Consider the following 25,089-nt stretch of genomic DNA (forward strand, 5'->3'; position numbering starts at 1 on the left):
TATTAAGATTTACTATTTGCTGGTTCCACATTCCAATTATCTTTAGTAGAATATACTGAAATTCCATCAGCATTACTGCTTGTCTCATATATGTTAACACCACATGTAGTTAAAACATTGTAAGATTCATTAGTAGTGCTAATAGATTCCTTAGCTCTAGAAATTATTCCGACAGTTGGTTTAACATATCCAATAAACGGATACGATGAAGATGTTGGATTTCCATGATGAGGAACCTTTAATACATCAACTTCTTTTCCGTCTAAGGCTTTTCTGCTAATAAAGTCATTTTCTGCACCCCATTCAATATCTGCAGCAAATAATTCTTGAAGATCATGATAATTCAAATAAACAAGTGCAGAGTTATTGTTTAGCAATGTGTATTCTTGGTAAGGATTAGTTGCTTCAAAGCTTGGATAATTTTTATCAGCATGAACAAATTGTAAAATATTTTCGCTGTCTATATATGATTTTGGTTCATCTGTGACTAAAGGTACTCCGCTTTTCTTTATAGCATCCATTGTTGCTGTATATACTTCATAATCATGTTTCATAATTTCTTTTTCGCTGGAACTAGAAGTAGTATCCTTCATACTTGTAAAGTCTTTCATTTCAAAGTATTTTGGAACTAATATTTTTCCGACATTAAAGTTTTTAAGCAAATCAATCACTCCACCAATGTGATCTGAGTGAGGATGTGTAAGCACTACGTAATCTACAACTCCTTTTCCATTAGAAGTTTTGCTAGTGTTAGATTCAACAGCTTGTACACTACTACTAGTAGTAGATTTGAAAAAGTCTTTTTTTAGGTTTTGACTATTTAAAAAGTCTATTAATGTTTTGCTAGTTGTTGTATCACCAGTATCTATTAAAACAGTCTCTCCACTAGGTAATCTTATAAATGCACAGTCAGCATTACCTACATTTAAATGTCGTACAAATAAATAATCTTTGTCATTTTTATCTGAACCTTCATAATAACCATTTGAATCAAAGTTCTCCATAATTCCGTTTAAATAAAGCTTTCCAGTGGCAACGGAACCATCAGATTTTATATAATATTTGTGAGTTCTAGAATTAACCCAAGTATTTAGAACAATTATTCCTTTATCATCGGAATAATATTCTTTATTATTATAATAGTAAAAACCTTTTTGAAGTTGTCCTTGATCGTTAAAGAAATACCAATTATCATCTATTAATGTTTTGTGTGTAGCCATATGACCGTATTGATCGAAGTAATAATTATATCCATTTATTTTTTGCCATCCAGTTTGCATGGCACCGTTCTTATCTGTATAGTAGATATTATTGTCATAAACCCATCCAGTTTGCAGTATTCCATCTTTATTGAAGTAATACCAAGTTCCATCGATTTCTTTCCAGCCAATTACTACTGAAAAATCACTATCTAGATAATATTTATCATCATAGCCTTTATCTTTAGAAGTTATATCAGGATTAACATCTTTCTCCATGAACCATCCAGTTTTCTCTAGAATTTTATTACTAACTATATAGTGCTTTTTAGAATCAATAGTTTTCCATCCATATGGAATAGATTCTTCTTGCTTATTCGGTACAGCAGTTCCATTGTTATTATTATCTGTATTTTTTTGAGGATCTTTTTCTGATTCTTTGTTTGAAATGCTTGTACTGCTATTTTTATTAGTATTTTTTGAAGAATCTTCATTTGTTGAATTATGTAAAGTTGCTTCATTTGTTTTTTGAGAAATTTCATTTGTTTGCTGTTCAGCATATACTATTGTTTCTGTAAAAATATGAAAAGATAAACAGATTAGAAAGAATAGTATAAAACTTTTAAAATATTTTGTCATCATTATCTTTTAACACTCCTTAAATTCAATACAAAATATTATAACACATAATCAAGCAAATTTTAAGCCAACTATCGGGACTTACTCCGTATTATGTAAAATTAAGAAAAAATTCTTAGAGGCAATAGAAAAATAACAAGTCAATATGTTAGTTTATTTTGCATTATGTTTCGTACGAAGATTAACCTAATAGTTTTCTATGTGGATATAGATCCTTAGGTGTATAACACAAAATATACATGGCATTTTAGACTTGTTATTTTCTCTACTATGTATTGAACAAAACAAAATATGAATAGCATAATTCTCTTGTTATCTTTTAACTTCTTAATAGCATTTTATATAATTTAGGATTGATTTTAAATATAGAAAATAAAATTATCCAGTGAAGTTGTTTTTTATTACTTTGAATATAAGATTTATATATTTCTGATACTTTTTGGTTAATTAAGGTTAAATATTCAGTATTATTTTCGATATTATTAGAACATTCAAAATAACAATTTATAAGTTTAAATAAGTACCATTTTAATGTTTTTGAATAGATTTCTTCATTACTTATATTTTTAATGAACTTAACTTTTTCATCGTAAACATCTATTATATCTAATCTCTTTTTATTAAATTTACTAGTAGTTATACTGTTAGGAGTGATCCTATAATAGTATAAAGGCCTATTAGTATAAGTAATTTTATTAGCTTTATAATATAATTTATATGTAGTGCCTTCATCCTCATGAATTTTGCCTACAGGATAAGAAATATCTTTAAAGAGTTCTCGTTTATAGAGTTTATTCCAAGCTACTACTGTTTGTGTATATAAGTCATTATAGAAGTTATTTAGGCTTTCGATATTATTGTAAGAGTTAATGATCTCATTATCTATATGAGGTATTGAGCCATCGCTATTAGCTGTTTTTAAAAAATCGCAACATGAAATATCAGAATTATTTTCTTTCAATAATTTTAACAAAATTTCATACATACTTTTATCTAACCAGTCATCGCTATCTACGAAGCCAATATAGTTTCCTTTAGCTATCTCAAGACCAGCATTTCTAGCAGAACTTAGACCATTATTTTTCTTATGTATAACAACTATTCTATCATCCTTTTTAGAGAATTCATCACATATCTTTCCGGAATTATCCAATGAACCATCATCAACTAAAATAATTTCAAGATTCTTTTCAGTTTGATTTAAAATGCTATCTATACATTGAGGTAAATATTTTTCAACATTATAAACAGGCACAATAACACTAATTAAATCTTTAGTATTTTCCATAATATATTCTCCAATCTTTTACTAAGGTTAAAATTTGCTCTATAGATGGTTAAGCTGTAATAAATTATAACATATTAAGACATAATTTAGAATTAACAATCTGTAGTAGCTATTATATTAGAAAATTAAAAGTCAATATTTAATATGTATTATTGAGTTTTATGCCTACATTGATATAATAAAAGGTAGATATGTATTAAAGGAGAAAAAGATGAACAATAATACTAATTATTCAAATTATGAAGATTTAGATTTAAGAGATGCCCAGTTAATAATGGCAAGTATTTTAAAAGATGTAAAGAAAATTTGTGATAAACATAATATTAGATATTTTTTAGATGCGGGAACACTTATAGGAGCAGTTAGGCATAAAGGATTTATACCATGGGATGATGATATTGACATTGGAATGCTTAGAGAGGATTACAATAAATTTTTAAGTGTAGTTAATGATGAATTGCCTGATCATTTGTTTTTGCAGACTCATGAAAATGATCCTAATTATGATATTTATCAAGTTCCATGCAAAATAAGATATAATAATACACTTTTTATTGAAGATAAAATTGCAGAAAATGAAAAAATGCATAATGGCTTATTTATAGATATTTTACCTTATGATAGTCTTCCTAAAAAAAGATGGATATATAATATTCAAAGAAAAATAAGTAATTTTGTCTTAAGAAGCTTCATAAGAATTAGAGAAAAACCTGAAAAGCTTACATTGAAAAATAGGATTACATATTTTATTTATAATATTGTATCAAATATTTTTACAACAAAAAGAAGACAGAAATTATTTAATTTCTTAGTTAAATGGAATGATAAAAATTCAAAATATATGGGATATGGATTGGATACAGTATGGAGTCAGTACATATATAAAAAAGAGGACTTTTTTGATTTGATAAAAGTTGAATTCGAAGGAGATTATTTTAATGCGCCTAGGAATTATCATGCTGTTTTAACACAATTATATGGTGATTATATGACACTTCCGAAAGAAGAAGACAGAGTATGGCATGCCAGAATAATAAAAAAGTTAAAAAATACTAAATAGGAATTTTCATTCTACAATGATATATTTTAAAGAAGTACAAGAATGTACAATCATTCAAAGTAGTAAAAGTATTTATTTAAATAGGAGTGTTTTTACTTATGGATAAAAAACTTAAGAATTTGATTTATACTTTGCAATAAATATCAAATATCATACTAGAAAGCAGAAACATTTTTATAACCTCAAGGGTCATAATATGCAGCAGGCATTGAAAATGAGCTGTTAAAAGTTCTTAACTGTAGGTTGTTTCACTAATGCTTGTCACAATGAAATTGGGAGCAAGCATTAGTGGTGTAACCTGCAATTTAGCACTTTCAGCGAAATTTTCATAGTCCTGTGAAATAACAATGTTTCTCCTTTCGGTGGATTATTGCATAATTCTAAGTTAGATATTGTTTATCTATACGATGAATGAAAATGAAAATTTACTTAAGAAAATGGCTTAATATTGCATATGAACATCAATACTAGTATAATTCAAGTAGTGTTGAAAAGTTTAAAGTTATTTGGTGGTATAGTATTTAAATATAGAAGTGATTTTATATTTTCTAAATTAATATATAGATATTTAATTTAAAGAGTTGACTTATTACATAAAGATATTTTCATAGTTTTTTTAGATCAAAATATTTATAATTTTGGTAAGTTACAATATAAGTCTAAGTTGTATGTTGGATATCTATAATGGATGCAAAAAAATAATAAGCTTATTATATATATTCTTTAAGACAAGAGAGTATATTATATTCACAAGGTCTATTAGCCCAATATTATAGTAAGTTATGGCATAAAATAGACTAATATGTTTACTTATTATTTTCTGAATATGATTAAATAAAAGGAGCGAATAGTTTTGGTAAAAGTGTCTATCATTACTCCTGTTTATAATGTAGAAGAATGTATTGAAAGAAGTATTAAATCTGTTATGAATCAAACTTGCAAAGATTTTGAACTTTTACTTATAGATGATGGGTCAAAAGATAAAAGTATTGATATAGCAAGAGAGTTACTTGAGAATTCAAGTATAAATTATAAAATCATAACTCAAAAAAATTCGGGTGTTAGTGCGGCAAGAAACAGAGGAATAAAAGAAGCTAGTGGAGAATACATAACTTTTTTAGATTCAGATGATTATATTGATCATAAATTTGTTGAACGCATGTATGAAAAAGCTGAAGAAACTAAATGTGAGATAGTTTTCTGCGATTATAGTGAGGTTGATGCTAAAGGAAATATACTGGTTCAAAATAGAACTAACTATTTAAATGATTTCATTAGCGGGAAAGAAGCAGCTCTTATGCAGTTAAAAGATGATATAACAATAGGAATGAGAAGTGCTATATATAAATCTTCTATTATACAAGACAATAATCTTTTATTTGATAGTAAAAGAAAATATGGAGAAGATATGGTCTTTGTTGTAAAGGCATTGTTATATGCAAAAAAAGTAATAAGTGTAAATGAAGTATTGGCTTTTTATGTTATATGGGGAAATTCAGTGACCCAAAATGTATCATTGAAGCATTTGGATTGCTATTATTCATATATTGATCTATTAAATGATATAAAAAATGATGAAAGCTTAAATAAAATAAAAAGTTTTTTAGTTGAATTTAAAATACCTTATTCAATATCACATGTTTTTTCAGTATTAGGTAAGGATTCAAATTTCCATGAGGAACTTTTTAAGTTTTTAAATAAAGATGATGTAAGAAAATATTTAAAGAATTATAAAATGCAAAAATTGGATAGAAATAATTTTAGATATTCTATTCAATGTAAGGGAATGCTATCTTGTCCTAAATTATTAATAAAAGTTTTAGATAAAGTAAGATAATAATTTAAATTAGGACATTTTAGTGAAAATCTCTGAAGTAGGAGGGGAAGTATAGTGAAGAATTGGAAGACTTTTATAGTTATGATAATCGATATGTTTATGGTTAATATGGCATATCTTTTCTCAATAAATATAACACAAAGTGGAACTTTTACAGAAATTGCGAAAATATATACTCACGATTGTATAGCTTTGAGTCTGATATATTTAGTCTGTTTTTACTTGTTTAAAATGTATGAAAGTCTATGGCATTTAACTGGTACTGACGAGTTTTTGTTAGGTGTTGGTGGAAATATTTTAGCAGGAATATTATCTATTGGGTACACTAGAAGTACCTTTGGTAATACGATACCTTTAAATGTTTGTGTTGTCGGAATACTTTTAAGTATTTTCTTTGTATTAGGATATAGAATACTATATAGAGTATATAGAAGAACGCTTTTGTACATACCATTTAAATACTCATCGGATCAAAGAAGAGTAATGATAGTTGGGGCTGGTTCGGCTGGAACTATGATTATTAATGAAATGATGGCAAGAAGAGAACTAAAGTATAATCCAATAGTTCTTATAGATGATGATAAAAGTAAACTTGGAAAAAGAATATCAGGTGTAAAAATAGAAGGAAATAGATACGATATACCTTATATAGTTGGAGAGCAGGAAATAGATCTAATATTAATTGCAATTCCATCTCTTGATGCTAAAAATAAAGCAGAAATAATTGAAATATGTAAGAATACCAATTGTAAACTTCAAATAATACCTGGAATGTACGAAATATTAAGTGGAGATGCTACGGTTAGTAGAATAAAAGATGTTGATTTGGAAGATTTGCTTGGAAGAGATCCTATTCAACTTGATAATAAAGGAATTTCAGATTATATAGAAGGAAAGACTATATTAGTAACTGGAGGGGGAGGATCAATAGGTTCAGAACTTTGCAGGCAAATTTCTGTATATAATCCTAAAAGACTTATAATATTTGATATTTATGAAAACAATGTATATGATATACAAAATGAACTTAGAGAAGAGTTCCCAGACATGAATCTCACTGTATTAATAGGGTCAGTTAGGGATAGAAAGAGACTTCATGAAATATTCACAAAATATAAAGTAAATGTGGTATTCCATGCAGCCGCACATAAACATGTGCCTTTAATGGAAGATAGTCCTAAGGAAGCTATAAAAAACAATGTTTTTGGAACTTTGAATTTAGCATTAGAAGCAAGTGATGCTAAAGTAGAAAGATTCGTTATGATTTCAACAGATAAAGCTGTTAACCCAACTAATATTATGGGAGCAACAAAAAGATTATGTGAAATGATCATTCAAGCCATGGATAAGCAGTCTAGGACAGAATTTGTTGCGGTTAGATTTGGAAATGTACTTGGAAGTAATGGATCAGTAATACCATTATTCAAAAGACAAATTGCTAATGGTGGCCCTGTAACTGTAACTCATAAAAAGATTATTAGATATTTTATGTTAATTCCAGAGGCAGCACAGTTAGTACTTCAAGCCGGTGCTTTTGCAAGAGGTGGAGAAGTTTTTGTATTAGATATGGGAAAACCAGTTAAAATTTATGACTTAGCATGTGATTTGATAAGACTTTCGGGACTTGAACCCAATAGGGATATAAAAATTGTAGTTACAGGCCTTAGACCAGGAGAAAAGCTATATGAAGAACTTTTAATGAGTGAAGAAGGCTTGGAAAATACAGTTCACAATAAAATATATGTAGGTAAACCAACATTTGAAGATATGAATAGCTTAACAATTAAGCTGGAACAATTACAAAATTTATTGGGGCTTAACGATATATCAGAGATTAAGCATCAAATGCAAAAGATAGTTCCAACATATCATTATAAAAATGAAGATGAAGTGGCTGCAGAAAATGCAGATAAGGAGTAATAATGACGAGAGAAGACGTAATTAGAAATATATTTTTAGCTATTATATTTGCTATTAGTGGAGTTTTAGGAATAGCAAATGGAAGTTATCTAGTATCTATAATGTACATATTGACAGTAGTAATATTAGTGGTTTTTATTCTTAAAGATAAAGATTTATATAATATGTTCTATACGCTGCTTTTAATTTCTGCATTTTATGATTACACATTATATGTACCAAGAGTACAAAGTGTATATCTATTTCATATAGTTTTAGGCATATTTACACTTATGTCATTGTTTAGAATATTTAAAGACAGACAAATTTTAATGGATTTGGATAGAAAAGTACTAGCAATATATGTGCTTTGGTTTATATATATGTGTGTTAGTATAGCATGGTCGTTAAACAAAAGCCTGTCAATAAAATATATAGCTATCTACTTGATGATGTTTGCGTTTATTGTAAACATGATGGTATATAACATTAATAGAGAAAGAATTAAAAAAACAATTACTATATTATTATCGCTAATTTTACTTATAATATTGATTGGTTTTATAGAGGTTATTCTTGGAAGACAGCTGCCAGTTAAACATTATGCTGATGCATTTATTGAATTCTTACCAAAAGGTGATCAAGACTTGATACATGCAAGACCTATAGCATTTTCATTTAATCCAAATAATTTATCTGCTACACTTGCGATGCTGTTACCAATTGGGTTTTATGCAATATACAAAGTTGAAAATATGCTTTTTAAGATAGTTTGTATAATTGCTTCAATTATTGCTTTTTCGCTAATTTCAATAATAACATCAAGAACAGGTTTTGCAGCTGCTGCATTTGGAGTTGTAGTTTATTTAATCTACTCAGTTGCAAATATAAAAAGGATAGGATTGAAGGGAATATTATGCCCATTAATTTTAGTTATTTCTCTTTTTGGAGCATTTAAATATAGTTATATGATAATGAATATTGCTCAGACAGAATCTGGTCAGGAGCAGAAGAAGAATGGTCTTGCAGATAAGCTTAATGCTTTAGAGGATTCTGAAATTCACGAGGGAGGAGAAGGATCTCTTAATGTTAGATGGACAATAGTAAGCGATGTATTAAGAGGTACAATAAAAGAGAGACATTATCTAGGTTATGGAGTAGGAAATGTTGAACAGTATATTAAGGATCAAGGAAATACAGGAAATATATATAGTCCACATTGCTATCCAATAGAGATTCTTGGTGACTTTGGATTACCAGGGTTAGCACTTTATGGTATATACTATTTATATTTATTGATTCAAAATATAATTATTGGGATAAAGAAAAAAAGTGCCATGTGCTTTGCAGCTGCAACAGGGCTTATAGCGTTTGCACCAGCAAGTTTTGGACCGAGTTCTATAACGTATGTATTTTCATATTGGATGCTTATGGGGTTTGCAGTAGCATGTATACAAGTTTATAAAAAGGAAAGTAGCGAATACAAACCGACATCATCATCTTCAATGAAAGAATATAGAGTTATATAATGGAGAATACGAGTGATTATAAGTTAAAGCATAATATAGAGACTAACATTTATTGTTAAATAAAAAATGGAAGGGATGCCTTCCATTTTTTTGCTTATTTCTAGTTATTAAAGTATATTTATATCTTGGTCGTTTAGTGTATGTGTACTTATCCTAAATATTTTTCTAGAATTCCTGTAATTATTGAAGAACTGTCTCCATTTCCAAATGCAGAAGCAGGAGTACCCGTTGGATTGAAACTTTCTATAGCATCCATTATTTTATCAGAATTGCTTCCAACTATAACGTTCCAACCATTATTCACAGTTTCAACCCACTCAGTTTCATCTCTCATAGTTATACATGGTTTCTTTAAGAAGTAGGCTTCTTTTTGAACTCCGCCGCTGTCTGTAACTATCTTTTGAGAATTTTCTTGAAGAGAAATCATATCTAAATATCCTACGGGATCAATAATTCTTATATTTTCTCCGACATGTAAATCATAAGTTTCGATAAATTTCTTTGTTCTAGGATGTAATGGAAGTATGATTCTCTTACCAGAGTTATTTAAGGCAGTAATGATCGAAGATAACCTTTCAATACTGTTAGTGTTTTCAGCACGATGTATTGTTGAAAGTATATAACTATTTGGTGCTAAATCAAGTTTGTTAAGTATTGTTGATATATCTTTAGCTCTTTCTTTAAAGAGATTTATTGCATCATACATTACATCACCGACATTATGAACACCTTTTGTAATATTTTCATCTTTTAAGTTATTTAAAGCAGTTAAAGTAGGTGTAAAAAGTAAATCAGATATATGATCTGTTAATATTCTATTTTGCTCTTCAGGCATAGCCTTATTGAAACTTCTAAGACCGGCTTCAACGTGTGCTACAGGAATCAATAATTTGCTTGCACATAGACTACCGGCAAGAGTTGAATTTGTATCTCCATAAACTAAAACCATATCTGGCTTTTCTTTCAAGTATATTTCTTCAAGAGAGATTAACATGCTGCCAGTTTGATGTCCATGATTAGATGAACCAATGTTTAAATTATAATCTGGCTTTGGAATTCCAAGCTCCTCAAAGAATATGTCGGACATATTATTATCATAATGCTGCCCTGTGTGTACTAAAATTTCACTGTTTCCATTTCTTCTAATTTTATTAGATACTGTTGCGGCTTTAATGAACTGTGGTCTTGCACCTATAACAGTTAATACTTTCATATAATAGGCCTCCTTAAATTTTGGGTATTTATTTGTGAATTATTTATATTTACGTATAAATAAATATCAAGCGAAATCTATTTGAGATGGGAGTTATCTCAATCTAAATATTAGTTAAACTCATAACAATAATTATCACAATGTCTAGGGGGTTCCGATGCGATCGTACTCTGTGAGCATCTATGATTTGATTGTGGTCGCTTACTCTGTGATCACTCATTTTACTTTGAAAGAAGAGTCTCCCATAAAGAATAAGTGTTATAGCGGTTAGACATCAGATAACGTTATTTTATCATATAAAATTCATAAATGAAATAATATGGGTGATATTAAAAGTAAAAGCTTATATCTATATTGTTGAAATGAAGTATTTCATATGTTATTCTTATACTGATTATGACTCTGGAGGGAAAAAGATGAAAAACTGTTTAGTACTTTTAACTAAAGTTTTTCCTTTTGATAAAGGAGAAGAATTTATAGAAGGCGAAATAAAAATGCTTTCTGAAGCTTTTGAAAAAGTAATATTGATAGCGACTAGTGTAGCTGATGATGCAGTACAAACAAGAAGTATTCCTAGTAACTTTGAAGTACATAAAATTAAGGCTTCAAAAATAAAGCATAGTTTACCTATTAGTGCTGTGAAGCTATTTCCATTTTATAATTATAATGGATGTGTAGATAAAGAAGAACGTAATACTATTAGTGGTTCCATAAAAAAGAAAGCTTATTTAACATATTTTACAGCAAAAGCAAACAGTGTTTTAAAAGAAGTTTTGGAAATCATTAAAAAATATAATATGGATGAATATGATGGTATAACTTTATATAGTTATTGGCTATATGATATTGCTTTGGCGGCAATAAAACTTAAAGAACTTTATGGGAAAAAGATTACAAAAGTTGTAAGTCGGACACATAGATATGATCTTTATGCTAATGAAAACTCAATGAATTATATACCACTTAGATATTATTTCCTAAGAAATTTAGATGCGGTATATCCATGTTCAGACGATGGAAGTAATTATCTAAAGAAACTTTATCCAGATTATTCAGCTAAAATTAAAACTGCATATCTTGGAACAAAAGATTATGGCACCTCACAAGGATCAAAAGATTTAATATATAGAATTGTGAGTTGTTGTCATGTTTCACCAGTAAAGCGTATAGATCTATTGGCAAAATCACTGGCAACATTGAAGGATTCAGGATTAAACCTAAAATGGACACATTTTGGAGCGGGAGATGGTTTGGATCAAATTAAGGAGTATGCAAGAGAAAATCTGAATTTTATGGAGACCAATTTTCCAGGTGGTGTCAAAAATTCTGAGTTAATGGAGTATTATAAAAATGAATCAGTAGATCTATTTATAAACACAAGCAGCTCAGAAGGATTACCGGTTAGCATCATGGAAGCATGTTCTTTTTCAATACCAACGATTGCAACTAATGTAGGCGGTACAGCTGAGATTGTTAAAGAGGGAGAAACCGGATTTTTGTTGGATAAGGATTTTAACCCGGAGGAACTTGGAAGCAAAATTAAGTATATGGTAAAAATATCAGAAGAAGAAAAACAAAAAATTCGTGATAGATGCCGTTCTCTTTGGATTGAAAATTTTTGCGCAGATAGTAATTTTAGAAAATTTGCACACGAAATTAGAGCGGTTAAATAAAATCAATTAAAAAGTTCTGACTTATTTTTTGTCAGAATTTTTTGTTATAGATTAATTATAAATAATTTGCAGAGAGTGTGGCAGAAAGTTTTATCTAAGATGATTCGAGTGATAATTGAAGAATTATTTCCATTTTCGAAAACAGAAGGAAGAGTTCATGGTGGATTAAAATTTTCTAATGCATCCATAATTTTATTGAAATCACTTCCAACTATAACATTCCAACCGTTATTCACAGTTTCTAATCATTCAGTTTCATATCTCATAGTTATACATGGCTTCTTTAAAAAATAAGCTTCCTTTTGAACTTAGCCACTATCTGAAACAATTTTTTGTGAATTTCCTTGTAATAAAAGCATATAGAGGTATCCTACAGGTTCTATAATTTTAATATTTTCTCCAATATGCAAATTATATTATTTAAAACGATATAGGTTTTTTCTTTAAAAATATTTCTTCAAATTTTATTAACATACTTCTAGTTTGATGCCATCATTTGATGAACCGATATTTAGGTTATGATCAGGTTTTGGGATTCTAAGTTACTCAAAAAATATATCAGACATGTTATTATCATAACGTTGTCCAGTATGTACTAAAATCTCACTGTTTCCATTTCTTCTAACTTTATTTGATACTGTTGCAGCTTTTATAAACTGTGGTCTAGCACCAATAACAGTTAAGACTTTCATGTACTATGATTTGTTGTTTATTTTAATATGCCTGAATTCGTTTTAGCACAGATTTATCATAGATACCATAAGGAAGAATTAGACTTATAACTGGATTAGTCATTCTTATTGTTTACTATTATGATATAATTGGAATTAAATGAGATAATACCTTAAAATGTAATAGATAGTATTTTGGTTGAAATATATAATTATTATTTGGAGGCGTAATATGTTAAAAAAGAAGATACTAGTAATAGAAGATGAATTTTCAATTAACGATACTTTAAAATTTACTCTTTCAAAGGAAAATTTTGAAGTTAAAGGAGCATATAATGGGGAAAGTGCGTTAAAAATTTTTGAAGAATTTGAACCTCATTTGGTTTTACTAGATATAATGCTTCCAGATATAAGTGGTTTTGAATTATGTAAGGTTATGAGTCAAAAAAGTTACATAGTTATGCTTACTGCAAGGGATGATGTAATTGATAAAATATTGGGAATGGAAATAGGGGCTGATGACTACATAACAAAGCCCTTTGAAATAAGAGAAGTTACAGCAAGAATTAATGCTATTTTTAGAAGGGCAAGTAAAAATATTTTAAATAATGAACATGAGAACATAGCTAATACTGTTTTAGAAAATGATACAAATGATGATGATAATATTAAAAAAGATGAGTTCACTATTAATTTTGATACAAGAACAGTAATTAGAGATGGAAAAGAAATTATGCTAAAAAGAAAAGAATTTGAGTTATTAAGTTATTTATATAAGAATAAAGGAATTGTTTTTACAAGACAGCAGCTTTTAAATGGAGTTTGGGGATATGACTATTATGGAGATACTAGAACTGTTGATGTTCATATAAGAAGATTAAGAGCAAATCTTGGGAATGATAAGGAGAATTCAGTTATAGAAACAGTTTTTGGTGTAGGATATGTGATAAGATAAAAACCTTAAGTTAGGAAGTGAAAAATATGCTGAAAACACTAAAAGGAAAAATAATGATAGGAATTATTTTTGCTCTCATTATATTTAATTTTGGGTTAAGTATTTTTATATATAATACTTACTACACAAATATAAAGAATAACATTAAAAGTGATATGGAGAATATAAGGAAGTTTAGTACAAGCACTTTAAAATATAGTGCTATGGTTATTGAAGATGACCTTAAAGTAAAAAATAAAACTGTTTATGAAGTTAACAATAATTATGATTGTTATGTGGGATTATATGATTCTGAGAATAACCCAATAGATTATAAAGGTAGTACATTATTTGAAAATAGTATTAATAACGCATTAGAAAGTTCCAAAGGAAAAAGTTCAGTGATAATATTTAATATTAAAAATGGTCTGATTTGTACGTACATATATCCTGTTTATCTTAATGGAAAATACGATTCAAGTTTAGTTATACAAAAAAGCTATAATGATTATTATGATAGTATTAGGAATACAATGACCAATATAATAGGAGCACAGGTTTTTCTGTTAATAGTTATAATAGGTGCATTAAATTATTTTATAAATAAAATAATAAGTCCTTTGAAAAAGCTTAGTGCAGAGATGAAAAAATATGGTGAAGGAAAAGAAGTTGATGAGATTTTAGTAAAATCTAAGGATGAAATTGGACAAGTCACTAAGTCTTTTAATGAGATGATTGAAGAAAAGAAAAAATTAGAAAATATATCGAAAGATTTTTTTGATAATGCAACACATGAGCTTAAAACTCCTGTTACCTCAATATACGGATATGTTCAAATATTGAAAGAAGAAGAGTTAAATAGCATGGATGAAGAATTTAAAAAAAGAGCTGTTAATAGAATAATGATGGAATGTGGAAAGTTAAAAGAACTTATACAAAAGCTTCTTGAAATTTCGCGATGTGGTGCTAAAAAAAAGGATATAAAGCAAGAGTTTAAGCTTAACATATTAATTGCAGAAATATGTGATAGATTAATTGATAGGTGTAGACGATTAAATAAAGAGTTTATTGTTAATATAGATGAAATTATTGTATTAACCGTAAAAGAAGATATTGAGCATATAATTTTAAATTTAATTGATAATGCATTAAAATATTCAAAAGGCAAAGAAATATATATTTCGCTTAGTAAACCGGATAAAGATAATTTTATATTTGAAATTAAAAATAAAATTTCTTCAATACCTGAAAATATTTCTGAAAATCTATTAGAACCTTTTATTAAATATAATCAATTTGATGGAAATATGGAAGAAAGTATTTCAAGTTCTGGATTAGGACTATATTTATGCAATGAATTAGCTCAAAAGAATATGCTGGATTTAAAATATGAAATAAAAAAAGATGAAATATTTTTCTATTTATTAAATTATGGATTGTCAAAGTAAAAATTAGATTTCTGGTATAGTGGTTCGCTCGAATTTGTTAGATATTTCTATTTACTCCGGCTATAAATCTAATTAGTAGCTTAGATATCTAAAGCATCTTTTTAGTTATATAAAAGTTATCTCAAAATATTACAAGAATGTTACAGAAGTGTTAAATAAGTAATAATTATTATCAAAATACTACAGGAAAATTACAAAAATGTAAAAAGTGTTGAAAGTATATAAAATGGGTTTATTATAGGTAATGTATCAAGTGTACAAATTAAATATTTATTATTGATTATTTGAGGAGGAATAAATTAATGAAGAAAAAAGCATTAAATCAATTAATTGCAGCAGTTTTAGTTTGTGGAAGTATTTTAGCAGTGGGGATGACACCAGCAAATGCAGAAGTGAAAACTCAAACAGGAATGATTACAGAAAATGGTAAGACATACCTTTATAATGGATTAGGTCAAAAAGAAACAGGTTGGGTTAATATTAGCGGGAAATGGTACTATTTTAATGAGAATGGTGAAATGCAAAAAAACACAACTTTAAAAATAAATGACAAAAATTTCAAATTTGATGAAAATGGAATAGTGCTTAATGAAGATGGAACTAAAGTTAGCGACAATGTAACTGATAAAGCGGAGGAAGAATTAAATAGATATGGAGCACATATTAAAATCAAAGATGGAAAAATTCACTACTGTAATGATTCAGATAAAGAAACAGGATGGGTTTGCGATGTAGATGGTAAAATGTATTACTATAATGAAAAAGGTGAAATGCAAAAAAATACAACAGTTAAAGATCTTACTGGTAAAGAAGTAAAGCTTAATGAAAAGGGAGTAGCTGTAGGTGAGCATGGATATGATCTCGTTAATGGAGAAGAAGTTACTTACGATAGCTCTGAAGCTTATAAAGAGAGTCATAAGCAGTGGAAAAGGGTAGGTAATGATTGGTATTATTACTTTGGGGACCAAGGAATTAAAATAGTTGACAGCTGGCAACTAGATAATGGATTATACTACCACTTTGATCATGACGGAAAAATGCAAAAAAGTACAACAGTTAAAAGTGAGAAAGGTAATGATTGTATATTAAATGCAGATGGAGCATTAACTAATAAAAGCACACCAGACATTACATTTGATGATGATAAGCATGAGTGGAAACAAGTAGATGGAAATTGGTATCATATGAATTCTGATGGGGATAAAGAGAAAGGATGGATTCAAGATAATGGTAAGTGGTATTATTGCAATAAAGATGGTGTAATGCAAAAAAATACAACTATAATAGACCATGATATTAAATATGTCTTGGGTACAGATGGTGCTTGGATTAAATAATATCTGTATTACAATTAAGTTTTTAATTTAACAATTATGTAATAAGTTTGCCTTATAATTATTTCTATTGAATTAATTTAGAAAGTAATTATAAGGCTGCTCTGATTTATTTTAGATTACTATTTTATTTATATGTGTATTGTGTTGGGAGGGGAAAGATGAAAAAGATAATTAGTTTGATAGCTTTATTAGCAGTTATATTGTCTTGCGTGTATTATCGTGACTACATAAAGAAAGGCCATGAAGAGATTGAGGTATTAAATACAGATGTAAGTATTAATAATATAAAGAGCATTATAGAGATAGAAAATGAAATTAATGATGATTATGAGGAGATTCCATTAGGCTACAATAATGGAAGAGTATACTTAATAAAATATGATTCTGTTAATAAAAAATTATATGATAATAATATTTTTATTTTAAATAAAGATGGAAGTAGTAAAGAATGTGGAGTAAAGCTACCAGATAATTATTTAAATGGGGAATTAAATATTTATGGTAATAAGATTTTTGGAAAGAATGGTTATTTTAATTGGCAATCTGGAAAGGAATATAAACTACTTTCTGATGAAGATAATATATTTCAGTCAAGATGGTATTCTGTTTCTGGAAATAGTGATTATTACTTATGCTCTGAAGATAATGAAGAAAATAGAAAGTACATACTATATAACATTAATAGCAATGATAAATATGAGTTTGAATGTAATAGCAATAGTGAAAATGTTATAAGTAGCATATTTTATGATGATATATCAAAAAACTTCTATGCAATATGTCCAAATAATGTAGTAAAACAAATACAGATTAATGAAGACAATTTTACCATAGAAAAATATGATGATATAAAAGTTTTTGATAAAAATCGAGTAAGCCAGGAAGAAAAATTTAAAAATAGCTATGTATATTGTTTTGGGGGACAGGCATATATAGGTTTAGATTGCAATGATAAATATCAAGATAGCATTAACATTAACCAATATGATATAGCTAATAAAGTTACAGAGCGATTAGATAACATAAGTCTATATGGCTATGATGACTTTTACAAGGATTATATATTGATTAAAAAAGATGATGATAAAAGTGTTAACAAAATTTATTTAGCTAAGCTTGAGAAAAATGGATTTGATATGCTTATTGAAATTCCTAAATTATATGGTGATGATAGTAAAGTCAGTATTCATATGGTTGATTCGGAAAATGTATTAGTTAAGGAAGAATATCATGATAAAGAAAACAAAAAAATAAAAAACAGATATATAGTCTATGATTTATCACAATATTTTCAAGATAACACTAATAAGTCAAGAAGTGATAATGATAAGTTAACATTGAAAAATACTTATAAAAATATTAATGAATATGATGATTCTAATAATAAAGCTAAATTAAATACTGAAGAAGTTAAACAACCTGAGCAAACGCAAAAAGATATTACACCAAAAGAAGATATTTCAAAAGAGGATACTTCAAAAAATAATGAATCTAATACTAAGGCCACTCAAGAAAAGGATTATAGAGAAGCTGATTCATCATGGAGAAAAGGAAATGGTGACTGGTATTATTATAAAAATGAGGAAAAAGCTATAGGATGGTTGAAGACTGAAAAGGGGTGGTATTATTTTTATAAAGATGGAACTATGCAGAAGGATTCAATTGTTCTTGGGAAGAATGGGAAAGAGTATAAATTAGGACATGATGGATTATTACTTAATCCAGATTCAGAACTAGATTATGATTATGCTGGAAGCAAAGAAAAAACAAACAAAGAGAACAATAGTAATACTACAAGTAGTGTTGGTGCTAATAATATAAATGAAAGCAATATTAAGAAATAGATTATCATAAAACTAGCATTTATAATGAATGGAACATTATAAATGCTAGTTTATATTTTGTGAAGTAAAAAGAATTATTAGTGCGATTTTAGGTTTAAGAGAAATATTTATAAGTTATATGGTTAAGTAATTAGGTCTTATAAAATTATAGTTTGAAAATAAAATTAAAAGTAAAGATGAGGCTTTTTAATTGAAAGGAACTTATAGAAAAGTTGATAATTTTCATTGCATAGATAAGTTAGACTAGCAAAATCATAGATGGATAATGAATTAGAAGGTATTAATATAATGTTAGGATAGATTTAAAGTTCTTTTTTTAAAGGAAATCCGACTCGCATGCACTCGCTGGATAAGTTCAGTTAGCAAAATCATAGATTTTGATGTTTACTTATGTTATAATCTATAGCGTTAATTAACATTATAATGCAAAAAAGGAGCAATTAAGATGAATATCTTACTTATAAATCATTACGCAGGGTCTGATTATCATGGAATGGAATTTAGACCTTATTATATGGGGCGAGAATGGGTTGATATGGGACATAAAGTAATCATACTTGGTGCTGATTTTTCACATTTACGAAAGAAAAACCCACAAATAAAAGAGGATTTCGAAGAGGAAATTATAGATGGAATTACATATGTATGGGTTAAGACTCCAGAATATCAGGGAAATGGAGTTGGAAGAATTAAAAATATATCAACATTCATGTTCAAATTGAGAATGAATTATAAGAAACTTGCTGATAAATATAGACCAGATGCAGTAATAGCATCTTCAACTTATCCTTTGGATATATATCCGGCTCATAGGATTGCAAAGAGGAGCAATGCTAAACTATTTTTTGAAATACATGATTTATGGCCTTTAACCCCAATGGAAATAGGTGGATATTCTAAGAATAATCCAGCTATAGTAATGCTTCAAAGGGCGGAGGATTTTGCTTTCAAAAATTGTGATAAAATTATTTCAATTTTACCAAATGCAGATAAACATATGAAAGATAGGGGATTTAGTGGGGATAATTATGTTCATGTTCCAAATGGAATAATTGTTGGAGAGAAGAAGAGTGTTCCTATTGAAAAAACGATTGAGAGATTACAAGAACTAAAAGATGAAGGTTATTTCTTAGTTGGATATACAGGAAATCACTCACCAGCTAATGTTTTAGATACAATGATTGATGCTGCAAAGAAAACTACAGATGAAAAAATAAAGTATGTATTAGTTGGAAATGGAAATGTGAAAAATGAATTAATACAATATGCTAAAACTAATAATGTAACAAATGTAGAGTTTCTAGATCCTGTACTTAAAGATAATATGGATAATGTACTAAGATTATTAGACATATGTTACATAGGACTAAAAAAGCAAAATTTATTTAATTATGGCGTAAGTCCAAATAAATTATTTGACTATATGATGGCAGCGAGACCAGTAATATATGCAGTTGAGGCTTCAAATGATCCAGTGAAGGATTCAAATTGTGGTATTACGGTACCAGCGGAAAATCCAGATGCTGTTGTGAAAGCAGTTATGGATATTAGAAACTTAAGCGAAGATGAAAAAAATAACTTGGGCCAAAATGGTAAGGATTATGTGTTGGAAAATCATACTTATCGTGGGCTTGCAGAGAAATTTTTAGATGCACTAAAATAACTTAAAAATTTATGAAGAAATTTAATAATATGAGCTAAATTGACTAAAAAGTTGTAAAATAGTTAATATAATATTATATGTTCTGAAATAAATAAATTAGGAGTAAATAGATGAAGACATTCAATAAAGTAGTTAAAAGAATATTTGATTTCATATGTTCTACTTTAGGGCTTATAGTTTTAAGTCCGATTTTGATAGTTATTGCGATCAGAATAAAAACAGATTCTGATGGGCCTGTATTTTTTAAGCAAATAAGAATTGGTGAAAAAAATAAAGAATTTGAAATTTTAAAGTTTAGAACTATGGTTGTGGATGCAGAAAAGTTAGGAAGACAAATTACTGTGGGAAATGATAGCAGAATTACTAAAATAGGCGCTTTCTTAAGAAAATATAAACTTGATGAACTTCCACAATTAATAAATGTATTTAAAGGGGACATGAGCCTAGTAGGGCCGAGACCAGAAGTTCCTAGATATGTAAAGATGTATAATGAGGAACAGAGAAGGGTTCTAGAAGTTAAACCAGGGATAACAGATTTAGCATCAATTAGATATAGAGATGAAAATGATTTACTTGGAGAAGCAGAAAATCCTGATGATTTTTACATAAACACAATTATGCCAGATAAACTTGCATTAAATCTAGAATATATAAATAAAAATAATATATTTTTAGATATTTATATAATACTTAAAACAATAGTAAAATGCCTTTAATCAAAGCAAAATATAGATTTATAATTATCTCATACGAAATTCTAAATTATTGGATTAGGAAATGAAAAAAATTATGAACTATTAAATTTGACTAAAAGTATTTAATTTGAGAGAGGTAGATTAATATGAAAAAATTAAAATTTGCTATTATTGGTTGCGGAAGAATATCATATAAGCATGTTGAAGCGTTAGCTAAAAATGGAGAAGAAGCGCAATTGGTAGCTACTTGTGATGTGGTTTTAGAAAAAGCGGAAGCAAAGAAATCTGAATATATAGAAAAAACTGGAGCAGCTGAAGATTCTGTTAATACCTATACAGATTATAAAGAAATGCTAGAAAAAGAAGAAATAGATGTAGTTACAATAGCAACAGAAAGTGGTTATCATGCTGAAATTGCTATTCATAGCATGAAAAAAGGAGCGAGTGCATTAGTAGAAAAGCCAATGGCTATGTCCATTGAAGATGCTAATGAAATGATTAAGGTGGCTAAAGAAAACGATGTTAAGCTTGGAGTTTGTCATCAAAATAGATTTAATAAGCCTATACAAAAATTAAGAGAAGCTATAGAAAACGAAAAGTTTGGAAAATTAGTTAATGGTACAGCTAGAATACTTTGGAATAGGAATATGGGATATTATGAGCAAGCACCTTGGAGAGGAACTTGGGCATTAGATGGTGGTACGCTTATGAATCAGTGTATACACAATATAGATTTACTTCAATGGATGATGGGCGGAGAAATTGAAAGAGTTTACGCTGAATGTGATACGTATTTAAGAGATATTGAAGCTGAGGATTTTGGTGCTGTAATAATAAGATTCAAAAATGGTGCTATTGGAATAGTTGAGGGATCAGCTTGTGTTTATCCTAAAAATTTAGAAGAAACGTTAAGTATATTCGGTGAAACAGGAGCAGTATCGATTGGTGGTCTTGCAGTTAATGAGCTTGAAACATGGAGATTTGAAGGTGAAGATGAAGAAGCGGTTAAGAAGTCGGTAAATGTTAAAATAGACAATGTATACGGGGAAGGACACACACCACTATTTAAGGATGTAATAGATGCTATAAATGAAAATAGAGATCCGCTAGTATCAGGAGAAGAAGGAAAGAAGGCAATGTCTATAATACTTGCAGCATATAAATCAAGAAAAACAGGAATGCCAGTAAAATTTCCATTAACAGATTTTAAAACATTAGATATGAAAGAGAATTAGTAAAGTTTATAGTTTAAATGTATTAATTTATTGAATACATTTAAACTACTATTTCATAAATATGTAAAAAAATATATATAAAATAGGAATACTTAAAAATGTGTTGGGCAAAATTAAGTGTAATTGTTTATTATGGATTAATATATTTAAATTACCAGTAATAAGATGAGAGGATGATGATATACAGTGAAAGTAAAAAAAGCTATTATACCAGCCGCAGGTCTTGGAACAAGATTTTTACCTGCAACTAAGGCACAACCAAAGGAGATGCTTCCAGTAGTTGATAAGCCAACAATTCAATATATAGTTGAAGAAGCAATCGCTTCTGGAATTGAAGAAATTTTAATTATTACAGGTAGAAACAAAAAATCTATAGAGGATCATTTTGATAAATCAGTAGAATTAGAATTAGAATTAGAGAAGTCTGGAAAATCAGAATTACTTGAATTAGTAAGAGATATATCTGATATGGTTGATATACATTACATAAGACAAAAAGAGCCAAGAGGATTAGGTCATGCAATTCATTGTGCAAAGACTTTTGTTGGAAATGAACCATTTGCTGTTTTGCTAGGTGATGATATTGTTGATAGTGAAAAACCATGCTTAAAGCAATTAATAGACTGCTATAGCGAATATAAAACTACTATACTAGGAGTTCAAACTGTAGCTAAAGAAAATGTTTCCAAGTACGGTATAGTAGATGGAATACATGTTGAAGATAGAGTTTATAAGGTCAAAGACTTAGTTGAAAAACCTAATACCGAAGAAGCACCAAGTAATGTTGCTATACTTGGAAGATATATTATAACACCAGAAATATTTAATATATTAGAAAATACTAAGCCAGGAAAAGGTGGGGAGATTCAATTAACAGATGCACTGAAAACTTTAATTGGAACTGAGGCTATGTATGCATATAATTTTGAAGGTAAAAGATATGACGTGGGGGATAAACTTGGGTTCTTGCAAGCAACAATAGAATTTGCTTTAAAGAAAGATGAATTAAGAGATGAATTTATAGATTATTTAAGTTCAAAGCCATGGGAAAATAATTATTAGAAAATAAATTAAGAGTAATTAAATTAATAAATCCTAAAGTATATTTTAGGATTTATTAATTTATAAAATATACATAACGATAGTAGTTTTAATATGTATATAAAAATCTAATATCAGAAATTAAACTTTTAGAAACTAATAACGATTGGTATACTTTTGAATTAAAAATCTTATACCAAATATAATTAGTGAAATAAGTAATACAATATTTAATACCGAATTACCAAATTGTATAAATAGTGTACATATCAATAAAAATATAAATACACCCAAAAGCCATTGTATAAATCTCATTATTTTGTCTCCTCGTAAAATTAATTTTGTAATATTAGTCTATCCTAAATTGAAAGATACAATTCATAAAAAATTTCACAGTAATTGAAGAGAGATGAAGAATATAGTAAAAATCGTTATAGAAAACTAATTATAGTTAAGTTTGTTATGATTTTTTATCGCGTGTACATGCCGGTATAATGTAATTCAAAGATATAGTAAAATTTACAAGCAGCTCAAAATAATTGTATTCAGTTATTTTATTACTTGTAGTATAATTGTATTAAGTATAAAATAATGGTAAATTGAAGTTGTTATATGATCATGGAGTTCGTATGATTAGAGGATGGTGGGACAAATGCAGGATTATGAGAAGCTGTATAAATCGCTAAAGATAGAATATGAAACATATCAGAAGTTTTCGGAACAACATATACAAGAATTAAATGAGAAAAATGTAAGACTAGAGAAGAGTATAGATTCTTTATCGAATATAATAGAAGTCAGTAAATATATAAATACATTTTTTAGCAGTGATAATTTAATATCTCTAATTAATGACATGATTATTGGAATACTAGGAGTTACATATTCAACTATATTTATGATAGAAAATGGCGAATTGATCGTTAAGGCAAGTAATATTGAAAATATGAATATAAATTTAACTTCTAAGGAGTTTGCGCACATAAATAAAGGCGAGGAATTTTTAGTTAATTCTACCAAACCTTTGAAACAGACTGGGGAACATAAGATAGACATACACTCAATTATGGGATCGCCAATAAAGCTGCGAGAAAAATTTATTGGATATGTAGTCGTAGAACATAATCTTTATAAATTTATGAATATAGAACTTAAACTTTTCCTTAGATCAATTGCAAACCAAATTGCAATAGCAATAGAAAATTCTCTGTTATACAAAGAATTAGAAAAAATAAATCAAAGAGATCCTCTACTTGGAATATATAATAGGAAATACTTTTTTGAATTCTTAGAAAAAAATGAAAATAGAAAATTAAATGATAAATTTGCCATAGTAATGATAGATATAGATGATTTTAAGAAGGTAAATGATACATATGGCCACCAATTTGGTGACAAGATTTTGATTAATACAGCTAATATCATTAAAAGTGGAATAGATAAAAATGATATCTTCGCCAGATATGGAGGGGAAGAATTTATTCTATATATTTCAGATTTTGCTAGTGAGGAGAATGTGTATAACAAAATTGAAGTTATAAGACGTACAATTGAAGGCAGTAAAATCAATTTTAACGGTAGAGATGAATCTATAACAGCAAGCTTTGGAATTTCATTTTTCCCTCTAAATGGTACAGATTTGAATGAACTTATAAGCAAGGCTGATGATTTATTATATAAAGCTAAAAAAAGCGGTAAGAATAGAGTTTTGAGTGGAAATATATTTAAAATCTAATAATAGTATTATAAAGCAAACTTATTTTTATTAATAAGAATGCTTTTTTATTATTTGAGCTAATAATATTTTATGGTGGATAAGTAAGAAATCTATTATTAAATTTAAAATTATTTGTTAGGCAAGTTTATATATGCCTTTTAAGCAGT

General features: G+C 28.0%; 18 protein-coding genes and 1 pseudogene. 14 read left to right on the plus strand and 5 right to left on the minus strand.

Features of this window, described 5'->3' with window-relative positions; genetic code table 11:
• Positions 1-2: 2 nt before the first annotated feature.
• Both T483_RS0104630 and T483_RS0104635 read right to left on the minus strand, forming a co-directional pair.
• Positions 3-1,841 carry an MBL fold metallo-hydrolase gene (locus T483_RS0104630; RefSeq protein ID WP_026885785.1) on the minus strand — a complete coding sequence of 613 codons (1,839 nt, stop codon included), beginning with the start codon at positions 1,839-1,841 and terminating at the stop codon, positions 3-5.
• Positions 1,842-2,157: 316 nt separating this feature from the next.
• Complete coding sequence (locus T483_RS0104635) at positions 2,158-3,126, minus strand: glycosyltransferase family 2 protein (protein ID WP_026885786.1); 969 nt, start codon at positions 3,124-3,126, stop codon at positions 2,158-2,160.
• A 211-nt stretch (positions 3,127-3,337) separates the two neighbouring features.
• Between T483_RS0104635 and T483_RS0104640 the strand changes: the two genes are divergently transcribed.
• From T483_RS0104640 to T483_RS0104655, 4 genes are all read left to right on the plus strand, one after another.
• On the plus strand, positions 3,338-4,186 hold the full coding sequence (locus T483_RS0104640; protein ID WP_026885787.1) for a LicD family protein: 849 nt from the start codon (positions 3,338-3,340) through the stop codon (positions 4,184-4,186).
• Positions 4,187-5,039: 853 nt separating this feature from the next.
• Entirely contained in the window at positions 5,040-6,023 is a 984-nt protein-coding gene (locus T483_RS0104645) for a glycosyltransferase family 2 protein (RefSeq protein WP_026885788.1), read from the plus strand.
• Positions 6,024-6,077: 54 nt separating this feature from the next.
• Positions 6,078-7,943 (plus strand): polysaccharide biosynthesis protein, encoded by a 1,866-nt coding sequence (locus T483_RS0104650; RefSeq protein ID WP_026885789.1) that lies wholly within the window; start codon positions 6,078-6,080, stop codon positions 7,941-7,943.
• Between the two features lie 2 nt (positions 7,944-7,945).
• Complete coding sequence (locus T483_RS0104655) at positions 7,946-9,451, plus strand: O-antigen ligase family protein (protein WP_026885790.1); 1,506 nt, start codon at positions 7,946-7,948, stop codon at positions 9,449-9,451.
• A 148-nt stretch (positions 9,452-9,599) separates the two neighbouring features.
• Here the strand turns inward: T483_RS0104655 and wecB are convergent, their stop codons facing one another.
• On the minus strand, positions 9,600-10,664 hold the full coding sequence (gene wecB / locus T483_RS0104660; RefSeq protein WP_026885791.1) for a non-hydrolyzing UDP-N-acetylglucosamine 2-epimerase: 1,065 nt from the start codon (positions 10,662-10,664) through the stop codon (positions 9,600-9,602).
• Between the two features lie 416 nt (positions 10,665-11,080).
• Between wecB and T483_RS0104665 the strand changes: the two genes are divergently transcribed.
• Positions 11,081-12,337: a glycosyltransferase gene (locus T483_RS0104665; RefSeq protein WP_026885792.1), complete on the plus strand. Its 1,257-nt coding sequence runs from the start codon at positions 11,081-11,083 to the stop codon at positions 12,335-12,337.
• Between the two features lie 44 nt (positions 12,338-12,381).
• Here the strand turns inward: T483_RS0104665 and T483_RS32635 are convergent.
• Positions 12,382-12,753: pseudogene (locus tag T483_RS32635) on the minus strand (UDP-N-acetylglucosamine 2-epimerase); the annotation flags it as partial.
• 126 nt (positions 12,754-12,879) lie between these two features.
• Positions 12,880-13,029, minus strand: coding sequence for a hypothetical protein (locus tag T483_RS32640; protein ID WP_431603139.1), 150 nt, complete (start codon positions 13,027-13,029; stop codon positions 12,880-12,882).
• A gap of 211 nt (positions 13,030-13,240) precedes the next feature.
• Between T483_RS32640 and T483_RS0104670 the strand changes: the two genes are divergently transcribed.
• The 9 genes from T483_RS0104670 to T483_RS0104715 all read left to right on the plus strand — a co-directional run bounded on the left by T483_RS0104670 (position 13,241) and on the right by T483_RS0104715 (position 24,940).
• Entirely contained in the window at positions 13,241-13,963 is a 723-nt protein-coding gene (locus T483_RS0104670) for a response regulator transcription factor (RefSeq protein WP_026885793.1), read from the plus strand.
• Positions 13,964-13,989: 26 nt separating this feature from the next.
• Positions 13,990-15,390: a sensor histidine kinase gene (locus tag T483_RS0104675; protein ID WP_026885794.1), complete on the plus strand. Its 1,401-nt coding sequence runs from the start codon at positions 13,990-13,992 to the stop codon at positions 15,388-15,390.
• A 302-nt stretch (positions 15,391-15,692) separates the two neighbouring features.
• Entirely contained in the window at positions 15,693-16,727 is a 1,035-nt protein-coding gene (locus T483_RS0104680; RefSeq protein ID WP_026885795.1) for an N-acetylmuramoyl-L-alanine amidase family protein, read from the plus strand.
• A gap of 158 nt (positions 16,728-16,885) precedes the next feature.
• Positions 16,886-18,571, plus strand: a complete 1,686-nt coding sequence (locus T483_RS0104685; protein ID WP_026885796.1) for a hypothetical protein — start codon at positions 16,886-16,888, stop codon at positions 18,569-18,571.
• Between the two features lie 445 nt (positions 18,572-19,016).
• Entirely contained in the window at positions 19,017-20,234 is a 1,218-nt protein-coding gene (locus T483_RS0104690) for a glycosyltransferase family 4 protein (RefSeq protein WP_026885797.1), read from the plus strand.
• 110 nt (positions 20,235-20,344) lie between these two features.
• A complete protein-coding gene (locus T483_RS0104695; protein WP_026885798.1) occupies positions 20,345-20,950 on the plus strand; it encodes a sugar transferase in 606 nt (201 codons plus the stop codon).
• Between the two features lie 125 nt (positions 20,951-21,075).
• On the plus strand, positions 21,076-22,164 hold the full coding sequence (locus tag T483_RS0104700) for a Gfo/Idh/MocA family protein (protein WP_026885799.1): 1,089 nt from the start codon (positions 21,076-21,078) through the stop codon (positions 22,162-22,164).
• A 186-nt stretch (positions 22,165-22,350) separates the two neighbouring features.
• Positions 22,351-23,226, plus strand: a complete 876-nt coding sequence (gene galU / locus T483_RS0104705; protein ID WP_012060773.1) for a UTP--glucose-1-phosphate uridylyltransferase GalU — start codon at positions 22,351-22,353, stop codon at positions 23,224-23,226.
• Between the two features lie 631 nt (positions 23,227-23,857).
• A complete protein-coding gene (locus T483_RS0104715) occupies positions 23,858-24,940 on the plus strand; it encodes a sensor domain-containing diguanylate cyclase (protein ID WP_026885800.1) in 1,083 nt (360 codons plus the stop codon).
• Positions 24,941-25,089: the final 149 nt, after the last annotated feature.

Source organism: Clostridium beijerinckii HUN142, assembly GCF_000621745.1.
GTDB classification, from domain to species: Bacteria; Bacillota; Clostridia; order Clostridiales; family Clostridiaceae; genus Clostridium; species Clostridium beijerinckii_A.